The 13,267-nt window shown below is 70.6% G+C and carries 11 protein-coding genes; 4 read left to right on the top strand and 7 right to left on the bottom strand.

The genetic code is table 11. The features are described from left to right. Positions 1-40 precede the first annotated feature (40 nt). Positions 41-898 (top strand): 16S rRNA (cytidine(1402)-2'-O)-methyltransferase, encoded by an 858-nt coding sequence (rsmI, locus tag ACGGCP_RS05085; RefSeq protein WP_392961243.1) that lies wholly within the window; start codon positions 41-43, stop codon positions 896-898. Here rsmI and ACGGCP_RS05080 read toward each other — a convergent pair. Together ACGGCP_RS05080 and ACGGCP_RS05075 are read right to left on the bottom strand one after the other, a co-directional pair. After that, positions 879-1,982: an ABC transporter permease gene (locus ACGGCP_RS05080; protein ID WP_392961240.1), complete on the bottom strand. Its 1,104-nt coding sequence runs from the start codon at positions 1,980-1,982 to the stop codon at positions 879-881. The genes rsmI and ACGGCP_RS05080 overlap by 20 nt on opposite strands. After that, entirely contained in the window at positions 1,979-2,896 is a 918-nt protein-coding gene (locus ACGGCP_RS05075) for an ABC transporter ATP-binding protein (RefSeq protein ID WP_392961237.1), read from the bottom strand. Before ACGGCP_RS05075 ends, ACGGCP_RS05080 begins: the two co-directional genes overlap by 4 nt. A 180-nt stretch (positions 2,897-3,076) precedes the next feature. Between ACGGCP_RS05075 and ACGGCP_RS05070 the strand changes: the two genes are divergently transcribed. From ACGGCP_RS05070 to ACGGCP_RS05060, 3 genes are all read left to right on the top strand, one after another. After that, complete coding sequence (locus ACGGCP_RS05070) at positions 3,077-4,480, top strand: MFS transporter (RefSeq protein WP_392961234.1); 1,404 nt, start codon at positions 3,077-3,079, stop codon at positions 4,478-4,480. A gap of 135 nt (positions 4,481-4,615) precedes the next feature. Continuing rightward, positions 4,616-6,679, top strand: coding sequence for a molybdopterin oxidoreductase family protein (locus ACGGCP_RS05065; RefSeq protein WP_392961231.1), 2,064 nt, complete (start codon positions 4,616-4,618; stop codon positions 6,677-6,679). Positions 6,680-6,851: 172 nt separating this feature from the next. Continuing rightward, entirely contained in the window at positions 6,852-7,991 is a 1,140-nt protein-coding gene (locus ACGGCP_RS05060) for an alpha/beta hydrolase family protein (protein WP_392961229.1), read from the top strand. A 142-nt stretch (positions 7,992-8,133) separates the two neighbouring features. Here the strand turns inward: ACGGCP_RS05060 and ACGGCP_RS05055 are convergent, their stop codons facing one another. The 5 genes from ACGGCP_RS05055 to ACGGCP_RS05035 form a co-directional block, all read right to left on the bottom strand. Next, the gene (locus ACGGCP_RS05055; protein WP_392961227.1) at positions 8,134-8,745 is read right to left on the bottom strand and encodes a DUF1349 domain-containing protein; all 612 of its coding nucleotides are present in this window, start codon (positions 8,743-8,745) and stop codon (positions 8,134-8,136) included. A 98-nt stretch (positions 8,746-8,843) separates the two neighbouring features. Next, positions 8,844-9,821 carry a 4-hydroxy-3-methylbut-2-enyl diphosphate reductase gene (ispH, locus tag ACGGCP_RS05050; protein ID WP_392961224.1) on the bottom strand — a complete coding sequence of 326 codons (978 nt, stop codon included), beginning with the start codon at positions 9,819-9,821 and terminating at the stop codon, positions 8,844-8,846. Positions 9,822-9,853: 32 nt separating this feature from the next. Further along, complete coding sequence (locus ACGGCP_RS05045; protein ID WP_392961221.1) at positions 9,854-10,870, bottom strand: polyprenyl synthetase family protein; 1,017 nt, start codon at positions 10,868-10,870, stop codon at positions 9,854-9,856. A 109-nt stretch (positions 10,871-10,979) separates the two neighbouring features. Further along, positions 10,980-12,404: a family 2B encapsulin nanocompartment shell protein gene (locus ACGGCP_RS05040; protein WP_392961218.1), complete on the bottom strand. Its 1,425-nt coding sequence runs from the start codon at positions 12,402-12,404 to the stop codon at positions 10,980-10,982. 93 nt (positions 12,405-12,497) lie between these two features. Beyond that, complete coding sequence (locus ACGGCP_RS05035) at positions 12,498-13,259, bottom strand: hypothetical protein (protein WP_392961216.1); 762 nt, start codon at positions 13,257-13,259, stop codon at positions 12,498-12,500. Positions 13,260-13,267 lie beyond the last annotated feature (8 nt).

Genomic DNA, 13,267 nt, shown 5'->3' with positions numbered 1-13,267 from the left:
AGCCCGGACCCCAGCTGCGGCGATGGGGGATACTGGCCCGATGTCGACATCTTCAACTGGCGTTTTGGTGCTTCTCGGTGCGCCCCTGGGAAATCCGGAGGACGCCTCGTCTCGGCTCCGGACCGAGCTGGCCCGCGCCGACGTCATCGCCGCAGAGGATACCCGGCGGCTCAGGCGGCTTCTCAGCGAACTGGATGTCGTTCCCACCGCGCAGATCACGTCGTATTTCGAGGCGAACGAGGCGGGGAAAACGTCAGGCCTTATCGAACAATTGTACGACGGAAAGCGGGTCGCCGTCATCACCGACGGCGGCATGCCTTCGGTCTCCGACCCGGGGTTCCGCCTGGTCAAGGCCGCGATCGACGCCGGTATCGCGGTGACCTGCGCGCCCGGCGCGAGCGCCGTCACGACCGCGCTCGCGCTGTCGGGCATGCCCTGCGACCGGTTCTGCTTCGAGGGCTTCGCGCCCCGCAAGGACGGCGAGCGCCGCCGCCTCTTCGCCGAGCTCGCCGAGGAGAAGCGCACCATGGTGTTCTTCGAGTCGCCCCGGCGCGTCGAGGACACCTTGCGCGCCATGGCGTCCGCGTTCGGCGACGACCGCCCGGCGGCGCTGTGCCGCGAGCTGACCAAGACCCACGAGGAGGTCCGCCGCGGCGGCCTCGCCGAACTCGCCGCGGGCGCGGAGGCCGACCCGCCGCGCGGCGAGATCACCCTCGTCGTCTCCGGCTGGACCGGGCCCGACGCGAGCGAGGCCACCCCGGAGGCCATGGCCGCCGCCGTCGCCGCCCTGGAAGCGGCCGGGACCGACCACAAGGCCGCCATGAAGGAGGTCGCCGTCCGCTACGGCGTCAGCCGCAGGGACGTCTACGACGCGGTCCTCACAGCTCGTCGAATTTGAAGGTCTTCCAGGAGATCAGGCCCACGACGGCCGCGAACGCGGCGAGGAACCCGATCTGCGGCAGCACCGCAGTCGGCGGCTCGCCGTAGACCACGACCGACTGCAGGGCCTCGTTGAGGTACCGCATCGGCGAGACGTACGAGATCGTCTGCACCCACTGCGGCGAGAGCGCGAGCGGGTAGAACGCGCCGGAGACGAACGCCATCGGCATCGTCACGAGGTTGCTCAGCCCCGCCGCGGCGGGGCTCGTCTGCGCGATCCCGCCGACGACCACGCCAATCGCGATGAACGCGAGCGTCCCCAGCAACACGAGCGGCGCGGCGAACCACGTCCACGCCGAGAGCTGGAGGCCGAACCCGAGGGCCGCCACCGCGAGGAACACGGCGGTCTGCCCGAGCGCGACCATGAGCATCACTGAGACCTTCGCGCCCAGGAACGTGCCCACCGACGCGGGCGTCAGGCGCAGGCGGCGCAGCAGCTTGTCGCGCTTCCAGTCCACGATCGTCCCGGCCGCGCCGAACACGCCCGTGATCGCGATGCCCCACGCGAGGATGCCCGGCGCGAGGTACTGGATCGGCTTGAGCGCGCCGCCGTCGGCCTCCTCGACCTCGGTCGCCAGGACCGGCGCGTCCGGGGCGGCGGCCGAGAGGACCTCGACGTTCACGTCGTCGACGAGCGCCGTGAGCTTCCCTTCGGCGATCGCCCCCGAGGTCGAGTTCGTAGCGGACGGGTAGATGCGCACCGTGTCGCCGTCCTGGACGACCGCCGCGTCGGCGTCGCCGTCGCGCAGCATCGCCAGCGCCGCGCCCAGGTCGGCCGCCTCGGTCACGGCGAACTCGTCCGGGTCGGCGCCTTCGAGCACCGCCACGTCGCCGACCGCGACGATCCGCGAGGCTGCATCGTCTCCCGAGCCGAACACGCTCGCCAGCAGCACCATGAACATGAGCGGCAGGAGGATCGTGAAGAACACCTGGCTGCGGTCGCGCAGCCAGCCGCGTCCCAGCGCCTTGACCAGGCTCAGGTACGCGCGGCCGCCTGAACGCTCGGCGCGTTCGGTGTCCGCTTCGGCCGTTTCGATGCTCATGCGCGCCACTCCCGTCCGGTCACGTGCAAGAAGACGTCCTCCAGGTTCGCGGTGCGCACCGACAGGCCTTCCAGGGCCCCGTCCGAGGCCAGGGCCGTCAGGAGCTTGCGCGGGTCGCGGGTCTCGAAGACCACGTTCGCCTCGTCGGCCGTGACGGCCTCGCCCGCCGCGAGCTCGTCGACGCGCTCAGTGCTGAGCTGCCCGGCCGCGACGGTGATCTTCGTGGGCGCGTCGAGGTCCCGCACGAACCCGGCGGGGGAGTCGATCGCGCGGATCTTCCCGGCGTCCATGATGGCGACCCGGTCGCAGAGCGCCTCGGCCTCCTCCATGTAGTGCGTCGTGAGCACCACGGTGCGGCCCTCGGCGTTGATGGAGCGCATGAGGTCCCACAGGTTGCGCCTGGCCTGCGGGTCGAGGGCGGCGGTCGGCTCGTCGAGGAACACCAGCTCGGGGTCGCCGACGAGCGCGCACGCGATGGAGAGGCGCTGCTGCTGCCCGCCGGAGAGCTTCTCGCAGCGGACCTCCGCGTGCTCGGCGAGGCCGACGGTCTCCAGCATCTCGGCCGCGCGGGCCTTCGTGGCCCCGTACAGCTCGGCGAACGTCTCGATCTGCTCCCGCGCCGTGAGGAACTCGAAGAACGCGGACGCCTGGAGCTGCACGCCGAGGCGGCCGGTCAGCTCGGGGGAGTGCGGCCACGGCGAGCGGCCCAGCAGGCGCACCGTCCCGGAGTCGGGTTTGCGCAGGCCCTCGACGATCTCAAGAGTGGTGGTCTTCCCGGCGCCGTTGGGGCCGAGGATGCCGAAGAACTCGCCGCGCTCGACGCGGAAGCTCACGCCGTCGACCGCTTTGACCTCGCCGGTCCTGCGGCCGCGGTAGGTCTTGCGGAGGTCGGCGACCTCGATGGCGGCGTCCATAGCCGCTAACGCTATGCCATCGGCCGCTGTGACCGGGTTCTCGCCTTACGGGTGTACGAGGGGCGTACGCCGCCGGGGGCATTCCGTTCACACCCTCCGTAACAGAACCGTGAGCCGAACTTCATCGCGCCGGTACAGCTGCCGCACATCGCAGCAACGCCGCTCGCGGAAGGTAGCGGCATGACAGCGACCTTGACGCAATCCGCACCCCCCGCCCGCAAGGGATGGATCACCGACTGGCGACCGGACGACGAAGCCTTCTGGCAGTCGACCGGCCGCAAGGTCGCCCGACGCAACCTGATCTGGTCCGTGCTGGCCGAGCACCTGGGCTTCTCGGTGTGGACGATGTTCAGCATCATCACGCCGTTCCTGGCGGCGGCGGGCTACGAGTTCACCACCAGCCAGCTGTTCTGGCTCACCGCCGTGCCCAACCTCGTCGGCGCGTTCCTGCGCATCCCCTACACGGCGGCCGTGGCGATCTTCGGCGGCCGGAACTGGACCATCATCTCCGCGGCCCTCCTGGTCCTGCCCACCGCGCTCCTCGCGTACTGCGTGATGACGCCGGGCACGCCGTACTGGATGTTCATCCTCTCGGGCGTCCTCGCCGGATTCGGCGGCGGGAACTTCGCCTCCTCGATGGCGAACATCTCGTACTTCTACCCGGAGCGCCACCGCGGCGCGGCCCTCGGCATCAACGCCGCGGGCGGCAACATCGGCGTCTCGGCCGTGCAGTTCATCGGCCCGCTCGTGATCGGCCTCGCCATCTTCGGCACCTCGCAGGGCACCAACGAGGCCGGGAAGGCCTTCTACCTGCACAACGTGCCGCTGCTGTGGCTCGTCCTCGGCGTGTTCGCCGCGATCATGGCCTGGCGGGCCATGGACAACCTCGCCGTCTCGCGCACCCCGCTGCGCGAGCAGGTCCCGGCGCTGACGCGCAAGCACACCTGGATCATGAGCGTCCTCTACATCGGCACGTTCGGCTCGTTCATCGGCTACTCGTTCGCGTTCCCGCTGGTCATCAAGCTCTCCTTCCCTGAGTTCCAGTCCCTGTGGATCGCCGCGCTCGGCCCGCTCGTCGGCTCGCTCGTCCGGCCCATCGGCGGCTGGTTCGCCGACCGCCTCGCCGGGGCGCCGATCACCTCGGCCGCGTTCGTCCTCATGGGCGTCGGCGCGATGGGCGCGATCTGGGGCATCAACACGAACGTGTTCCCGCTGTTCTTCGCCTCGTTCATGCTGCTGTTCGCCATGAGCGGCATCGCCAACGGCTCCACGTACCGCTCGATCCCGGCGATCTTCCAGGCCGAGGCGGCCGCCGCCGCCGGAGGCAAGGCCAGCGAGACCGAGGTCGTGCAGGCCAAGAAGATCACGGCCGCCGCGCTCGGCTGGATCTCCGCGATCGGCGCGTTCGGCGGGTTCCTCATCAACCAGGGCTTCCGCATCGCCAACGAGCAGACCGGCTCGGTCGTCCCCGCCATGTGGGCCTTCGTCGCCGCGTACGGCGTCTTCCTGGTGATCAACTGGTGGTGCTACCAGCGCACGGTCCTCGTCGAGAAGGCCCCGAGCCTGGCCTACGCCAAGGTCTGACCCGCAAGCAACCGCGGCAGCGTCGCCGTCGAGCCCCCGGCCCGCAATCGTCTCCCACAGACGATTGCGGGCCACTTAGCATTCCGGAAACATTGCTCACGTGACGCCGAAACGACGCCCGGTCACACTCGGCGCATGACCGTTCGCGCCGCCCTCCCCGTCGTCCGCACCGCCGACACCCACTGCCCGTACTGCGCGCTGCAGTGCGGCATGCGGCTGGAGGAGGACGCCGAAGGCAAGGTCACGGCCGCGCCGCGCGGCGGCGGCATGTGCAAGAAGGGCTGGACCTCCCCCGAGCTCCTCGACCACCCCGAGCGGCTCACCACGCCGCTCCTGCACGGCGAGCCCGTCTCGTGGGAGACCGCGCTCGACCACGTCGCCGCGAAGATCCGCGCGGTGCAGGCCGAGCACGGGAAGGACGCCGTGGGCGTCTTCGGCGGCGGCGGCCTCACCAACGAGAAGGTCTACCAGCTCGGAAAGTGGACCCGCCTCGCCTTGGGCAGCAAGCACATCGACTACAACGGCCGGTTCTGCATGTCCTCGGCCGCCGGCGCCCTCAACCGCTCCTTCGGCGTCGACCGCGGCCTCCCCTTCCCGAAGGAGGACCTGCAGGACGCGGACGTGATCGTCCTCGTCGGCGCCAACCCCGCCGAGACCATGCCGCCGCTCATGCGGTTCCTCACCGGCGCCGAGCTCATCGTCGTCGACCCGCGCCGCACCGCCACCGCCGAGCAGGCCCAGCTGCACCTCCAGCCCGCTCCCGGCACCGACCTCGCGCTGGCGAACGGGCTGCTGCACATCGCGATCGAGCAGGGCTACCTCGACCACGACTACATCAAGGCCCACACCAACGGCTTCGACGAGGTCCGCCAGACCGTCGCCGGGTACTGGCCCGCGTTCGTCGAGCGCATCACCGGCGTCTCCGTCCCCGACCTGTACGCCGCCGCTCGCCTCATGGCGGGCAAGAAGACCGCGATCCTCACCGCGCGCGGCTCCGAGCAGCACGCGAAGGGCGTCGACACCGTCACCGCCTGGATCAACCTCGCCCTCGCGCTCGGCCTGCCCGGCAAGCCCAGCTCCGGCTACGGCTGCATCACCGGCCAGGGCAACGGCCAGGGCGGGCGCGAGCACGGCCAGAAGGCCGACCAGCTCCCCGGCTACCGGATGATCACCGACCCCGCCGCGCGCGAGCACGTCGCCGCCGTGTGGGGCGTCGACCCCGAGATCCTCCCCGGCGCGGGCGTCTCCGCCGTCGAGCTGCTGCGCAAGTGCGGCGACGAGGTGAAGATGCTGTTCGTCCTCGGCTCCAACCCGGTCGTCTCGGCCCCCCGCGCCGCGCGCGTCGCCGACCGCCTCAAGGACCTCGACTGCCTCGTCTCGTTCGACTTCGTCATGTCCGAGACCGCGCGCCTCGCCGAAGTCGTCCTCCCCGTCACGCAGTGGGCCGAAGAGGACGGCACCATGACCAACCTCGAAGGCCGCATCATCCGCCGCAAGTCCCTGCGCGGCGCCCCCGACGGCGTCCACTCCGACCTGTGGATCATGAAGGAGCTCGCCGCGCGCCTGGACGCCCCCGGGACCTACTCCACCGACCCCGAGTCGATCTTCGAGGAGCTCGGCCGCGCCTCCGCGGGCGGCAAGGCCGACTACTCCGGCGTCTCCTATGAGCGCCTTGAAGAGCAGACCTTCCAGTGGCCGGTTCCGAGCCCCGACCACGAGGGCACGCCGCGCATGTTCGCCGACTTCAAGTTCCCGACCCCGGACGGGCGCGCGAAGTTCATCGCCGTCGACCACCGCCACCCGGCCGAGCGCCGCGACCGCTCCTACCCGCTGTACCTGACCACCGGCCGCGTCCTCACCCAGTACCAGTCCGGCGCGCAGACCCGCCTCATCGGCTCCCTCGACGGGCCCGACAGCGAGCAGTTCCTCCAGATCCACCCCGACACCGCAGTGCGCCACGGCATCGGCGAAGGCGACTGGGTCCGCGTCACCTCCCGGCGCGGCTCCTACACCGCGCCCGCGCGCCTGACCGCCGACATCCGGCCCGACACGGTCTTCAGCCCGTTCCACTTCCCCGGCGCCGCGAACGCCAACGCCGCCGTCTCCGACGTGCTCGACCCGATCAGCCGCATGCCCGAGTTCAAGGTCTGCGCCGTCAAGATCGCCCCGGCCGCCCCGCCGCTGACGACCACACCCTGACCACTGTGTTCACTCCGCACCCCTGACTTTCGTCAGGGGTGCGGGCGCTGAAAACCGGTCCAAAGACCTATACGACTTCGGTCGAAATACCCATGGCAGCAAGGACTCCGACCGCCAAAGTTGATGGAGCGGGCCAAACCGGGCCCGCACCACCGACCGATTGGAACCCCACTTGCGACGCCAAGCGAAACGCGCCCTCATCGGCGCCACCGCCCTCGCGGTCGCCGCCGGAGCGACCGCGGCCGCCGTCACCACCGCCCATGCCGAACCCGCCGACCCGCCCGCCGCCGCACCCGCGCTGGCGATCCCCGATCCCGGCGGCGAGTTCGCCACCGGCACCACGCAGCTCCACCTCGTCGACGAAGGCCGAGCCGATGTCTGGGTGCCCGAACAGGACCGTGAACTCATGGTCTCGATGTGGTACCCGATCGCCGAGACCGAAGGCGCGACCGCGCCTTACATGACGCTTGAAGAAGGGAACCTCTTCGGCGCGCAGCTCAACCTGCCCGGCGAACTCCTCGCCTCGGTCGCGACGAACTCGGTGCTCGACGCCGAACCGCTCGCCGACGACGGCACCCTGCCGCTCGTCGTCCTCTCGCCCGGGTTCTCGTTCCCCCGCGCCACCCTCACCGGCATGGCCGAAGAGCTTGCGAGCCAGGGCTATGCGGTCGCCGCGGTCGGCCACACCTATGAAGCGCCGATCAGCTTCCCGGACGGCCGCACCACCGAGTGCCTGACCTGCGAGTTCGACGACATCCCCGACCAGACCCTCGTGCCCAACCGGGCCGAGGACCTCTCCTTCGTCCTCGACGAACTCACCGGAGACGACGCCGTCTGGGAGGACTCGGGCGTCATCGACGCCGAGCGGATCGTCGTGGGCGGCCACTCGATCGGCGGCGCGAGCAGCCACCGCGCGATGCACGCCGACGACCGCTTCGACGCCGGGTTCAACCTCGACGGCACCTTCTTCGCCCTCGACCCGCACAAGCTCGACCGGCCCTTCATGATGGTCGGCGGCGGCGACGACCACGGCTCGCCCGGCCAGGACGACACCTGGGACGAGGCCTGGAAGAAGCTCGACGGCTGGAAGCGCTGGATCTCCGTCACCGGCACCACCCACAGCTCCATGACCGACTTCGGCCCGCTCGGCGAGCAGGCCGGGCTCAACCAGGACGACCTCGACGGCAACCGCAGCAACGAGATCGCCCGGGCCCTCGTCACCGGCTTCGCCGACACCCACCTCCGCGGCGAGGACGCACCGGTCCTCGACGCCAACCCGGACTGGCCCGAGCTGGTCTTCCACAACCCGTAAGCACCAACCCAAAAGCCCGGCCGCGCAATCGCGCGGCCGGGCCACCGACCTAGAAACGACGCTCTCCAGCAAGCTCGGAAACGCCGAGTCCTCGCGATTCCGGCTGCGACGCGCGCGGCCGGGATCGCGAGGGGTTCGGAGTTCAGGAGCCGTTGCGGAGGTCGGAGAGGGTCTCCTGCTTGAAGGCGATGTCGTCGAACCGGACCTTGCAGCCCTGGCCCTCGGGGGCTTGGACGCCGAATCCGGCCTTGACCGGGCCGTCGACGCCGAAACCGAAGCAGCGCACGAACTCCCAGCGCTTGCCGTCGTTCGAGGCGTGGAAGGCGAAGCCCTCGCCGAGGCGGCTGACTCGCATCCAGACCGTGTCGCCTTCGACGACCCAGGCGTTCGCGTCGTCGGAGGTGCCGCGGGTGACGACCGAGACGACCATGCCCTGCTCGTCGGGGGAGTACTCGAAGCACAGTTTCGACCAGTGCTGGTCGTCGGCGAGGAGGAAGAGGGTTCCGGCGTCGTACTTGCCGTTGAAGTCCACGGTGATCCGGGCGCTGAACTGCCAGTCGCCTTCGGGCGGCAGGCCGAGCAGGCGGGCGCCGGTGGTCGGGGCGTGCGTGGCCGGGGCGGGTGCGTAGACGTACCAGTCGGTGTCGGCGGCGGCGGTCGCTTCGAGGCCGGTACCGGTGACCTGCCAGGAAGGAGGTTCGACGGCGTCTTCCCAGTCGAGCGGGAAGGGGAGTCCAGGGATGGTGACTGTCATCCGGTCAGCTTAGCGGCGCGCGGGAGCGCAGCCATGTTTTTCCAGCCGTTGGGAAAAGTGCATCGGCGCGGTTCGGCCCATCCTCTCGGGCCGGGCCGTCAGCGGGGCCGGTTCGTCGCTGCGGGGCGGAGCCTTTGGGGGAGCAGGAACTCCTGGGTCTCGCGGGTGTGAACACGCTCGACGACCTCGATCGGGCCCAGTGCCGCGAGGGCGCGCACCACGTCGTCGACGAGCCGCGGCGGAGCCGACGCGCCAGCGGTCACCGCCACCGTTTCGGCCCCGATCAACCAAGCGGGGTCGATGGCAGCGGCGTCCTCGATGAGGTGAGCCGCGACCCCGGCGCTGTTCGCCAGTTCCACCAGGCGGTTCGAGTTCGAGGAGTTCGCCGAGCCGACCACGAGGACGAGGTCCGCCTCGTCCACGACTGCGGCGACCGCCGCCTGGCGGTTTGTCGTGGCGTAGCAGATGTCGTCGGCGCCTTGGCCTTTGATCGCGGGGAAGCGCACCTTGAGGGCTTCGGCGATGGCCTCGACCTCGGTCACCGCCAGCGTCGTCTGGCTCAGGTAGGTGAGCCGCTCGGCGTCGGGGACCCGCAGGTTCGCGACTTCCCCGACGCTCTCGACGAGGAGGGTCCGGTCCGGCGCGACGCCGATCGTGCCGACGACCTCCTCGTGGCCCTCGTGTCCGATGAGGATCACCGTGTCGCCGCCGTCGGCCGCGCGCTTCGCCTCGGCGTGGACCTTCGCGACCAGCGGGCAGGTCGCGTCGATCGTGTCGAGCCCGCGCCCGGCCGCCTCGCGTTCGACGGCCGGGGCCACACCGTGGGCGCTGAAGACCACGAGCGCGTCGTCGGGGACCTCGTCGAGCTCGCCCACGAACACCGCGCCGCGCGACTCCAGGTCGGCCACGACGTGCGCGTTGTGGACGATCTGGTTGCGCACGTACACAGGTGGTCCGTGCTGTTGGAGCAGCCGCTCCACGATCTCGATCGCCCGCTCGACCCCGGCGCAGAACGACCGCGGAGCGGGGAGCAGCACACGGCGGCGGGGTGCGGCCGCCAGAGGCTCCTGCGTCATGGTTCAGCCTTCCCGGCGAAGCTCGCGAGCCATCAGTTCGCTCTGTGGACCGTGCTCGCTGCGAGGTCCGTCAGCTCTTCCACGGCCTCAGATCGGAGTCCTTCCACCGCAAGGCTTCCGGTCGCCGCCGCAGTGAGCGTCTCCGCGGACCGGCGGCTGGCCTGGCGTCCTCCGCAGGCCTCGACCAGGTCGGCGGCCCTGCGCAGTTCGGCCTCGGTGAGCTGCCCGGTGGCGCTGTAGATCGCGGCCAGCTCCGGCGCGTCGGGGTGCCCGGAGCCGAGCGCCGCCGTCACCGGCAGCGACTTCTTGCGGTTGCGCAGGTCCGAGTAGACGGCCTTGCCCGTGACGGCCGGGTCGCCCCAGATCCCGAGCAGGTCGTCGACGTGCTGGAACGCCAGCCCGAGCCGGAACCCGAAGTCCCGCAACGCCTCCACCTGCTGCGGCGTGCCGCCGCCGAAGAGCGCCCCGAGCGCGGTCGCGCAGCCCATGAGCGAGGCCGTCTTCGCCTCGGACATCGCCACGCACTCGGCCAGGTCGACCCGGTCGCGGGTCTCGAACCTCGTGTCCTCGAGCTGCCCCTCGATGAGGGCCCGCACGGTCTGCGCGAGCAGGCCCGTGCCCGCCGGGACCTTGTCGCAGCCGGACTCGGCGATGACCTCGAACGCCAAGGCGTGCAGCGCATCGCCGACGAGGATCGCGTCGTTGACGCCGTAGACCTTCCACGCCGTCGGGCGGTGCCGCCGGAGGCTGTCGCGGTCGATGATGTCGTCGTGGATGAGGGAGAAGTTGTGGACCATCTCGACGGCGACGGCCGCCGGGACGGCCTGCCGCCACGCGTCCTCGCCGCCGACCGCCTTGGCGGCCAGGAGGGTCAGGAGCGGCCGCAGGGCCTTGCCGGAGTTGGCCTGGACGGGCGAGCCGGAGGCGTCGGTCCAGCCGAAGTGGTAGGCCGCGATGCGCGCGGCGGGCGCGGGGAGCCGCGCGGCGGCGGCGCGGAGTCCGGCGTCGACGGCCTCGCGGGCGGCGGTGTGGTCGGTCAGGACGGTCAAGCGGGGCCTCCCTGGGCGGCACGGGGTCTGCGGGGATTCGCGGTGGGATCGCTGTGGTGTCGCGGGGCCCGGGCGGCCGCCTTAGTGCGGAGGCGGCCGCTCGGGGATCTCAGCGCCCGATCTCGACGTGCTCGAGGATGCCGAGCGCGTCCGGGACCAGGACCGCGACGGAGTAGTAGGCGCTCACGAGGTAGGACATGACGGCCTTCTCGTCGATGCCCATGAACCGCACCGAGAGGCCCGGCTCGTACTCGTCGGGCAGGCCGGTCTGGTGCAGGCCGACGACGCCCTGGTTGTCCTCGCCGAGGCGCATCGCCAGCATCGACGTCGTACCGGCCGAGGTGATCGGGATCTTGTTGCACGGCAGGACCGGCACGCCCCGCCACGCCACGCACTCGCCGCCCTCGAACGACCCGAGCGGCGGGTACAGGCCGCGCTTGTTCAGCTCGCGCCCGAACGCGGCGATCGCCTTGGGGTGCGCCAGGATCACGCGGGTGTCGCGGCGGCGCGAGATGAGCTCGTCGAGGTCGTCCGGCGTGGGCGGACCCGAACGGGTCGGGATGCGCTGGTTCAGCGCGGCGTTGTGCAGGAGCCCGAACTCCTTGTTGTTGATCATCTGGTCCTCCTGCTGCTCGCGGAGGGCCTGGACGGTGAGCCGGAGCTGCTGCTCCATCTGGTTCATCGGTTGGTTGTACAGGTCGGCGACGCGGGTGTGGACGCGCAGGACCGTCTGCGCCACCGACAATTCGTACTCGCGCGGCTTGAGCTCGTAGTCCACGAACGTCGTCGGCAGGTCCGGCTCGCCGGTGTGGCCCACCGCGATGTCGATCGCGGACTCGCCGTGCTTGTTCGTCTTCGCCGAACGCCCGGCGCGGAACTGCTCCAGGTGCGCCGCGAGCTCCGGGATGCGCTCGACGAGCTCGCGGACGGCCGCGGCGGGCAGCGTCAGCACCGTGACCGGCGTGGCCGCGATGATGTCGTTGTCCCAGACCGGGGCGGACTCGGTGAGGACCTCGTCGCCGAAGTGGTCGCCGTCGACCAGGACGCCCACGGAGAACCGGTCGCCGAACTTGCCCTCGCCGAAGCCCTCGACGCGGCCGTGCGCGATGAGGTGCAGGCCGTCGATCGGCGCGCCCTGCTGCGCCAGCTGCTCTCCGGCGCGGACCTCGCGCTGCTCGAAGCGGTCGGCCAGCGCGGCCAGGGCGTCCTCGTCCTGGAGGCCGCGCAGGTGCGCGATCTCGCCGAGCTCGGTCGGGATGACGCGGACGGCGTCGCCTTCGGTGGAGAACTCGACGCGGCCGTCGCCGACCGTGTGCGTCAGGCGCCGGTTGACGCGGTACGCGCCGCCCTGGGTCTGGACCCACGGGAGGACCTTGAGGAGCCACCGGGAGGTGATCTCCTGCATCTGCGGGGCGGACTTGGTGGTCGTGGCGAGATTGCGCGCGGCGGCGGTACTGAGGCTGGTCTGGGGATGCTGACCGTTCGAGGTCTGCTGGGGAACGGCCGGCGTGCTGTCGACGACAGAGTCGGTCATGCAGTCACTTCCTCACTTTGGGGCTGACTTGGCTCGTGCAGGATCTTATCTATCATTAGGTCATGAAAGCCAATAATTCACCCATAAGAGTCATTATTGCGAGTACTCCGCGTCAATGACGTCGAACCGCTCGATCGCCGTCTGGTACGCCACCGGGTCCGAGGCTCCGCCGCGGCTGAACGGGTACTCCAGCTGGTAGGCCGCGAACAGCATGAGCGCCACCATGCCCGAGATCAGGCCCACCAGCACGAACTGGTACTTGCGGGTCGGCGTGCCGAGGGTCAGCATCACCGCGAACACCAGCAGCGCACCGGGAACGAGCACCGTCCACATCACCGGGCCCAGGCCGCGCTGGGCCGTGAACAGCCGGTCCGTGCGGTACTGCTCGACCGCCATGACGCCGGAGCTGACGCTGTCGAGCCGCGCCTGCATCACGTCGTCGTCGGTCTGCGCGCCCGACACCGGGGCCCGCACCTCGTCGAGCAGCAGCAGCCCCTCCGAGGACACCGGGTCCTGGTCGCGCATCGCGGGCCACTCGACCTCGATCACCTCGTTCGTGTAGGCGCGCAACGCCGCCCGCACCTCATCGCGCTCGGCCGGTGCGAGCGCCGAGGCCGACCAGTACACGTCGACCAGCTGGTTCGCCTCCTGATAGGTCACGTGGCCCGCTTCGTTCTTGTCCTCCCAGGCCGTGATCAGCACGAACGCCAGCACGATCGCGTACAGGACCGTCAACAGCTCGAAGAGCGTCGTGCCCAGTTCGTTGTTGTGCCCGCGCTCGGTCGGCGGCGTCAGCTTCTGCAGCAGCGCGACGACGACGCTGGCCGCCGCCACCACGACGAGAAAGAACAGCAAACCTTGCA

Origin of the sequence: Glycomyces sp. NPDC048151 (genome assembly GCF_043202775.1) — a bacterium.
Lineage (GTDB): Bacteria > Actinomycetota > Actinomycetes > Mycobacteriales > Micromonosporaceae > Glycomyces.
Note: the sequence above shows the minus strand (reverse complement) of the source record. Positions and strands in the feature narration are given on the sequence as shown.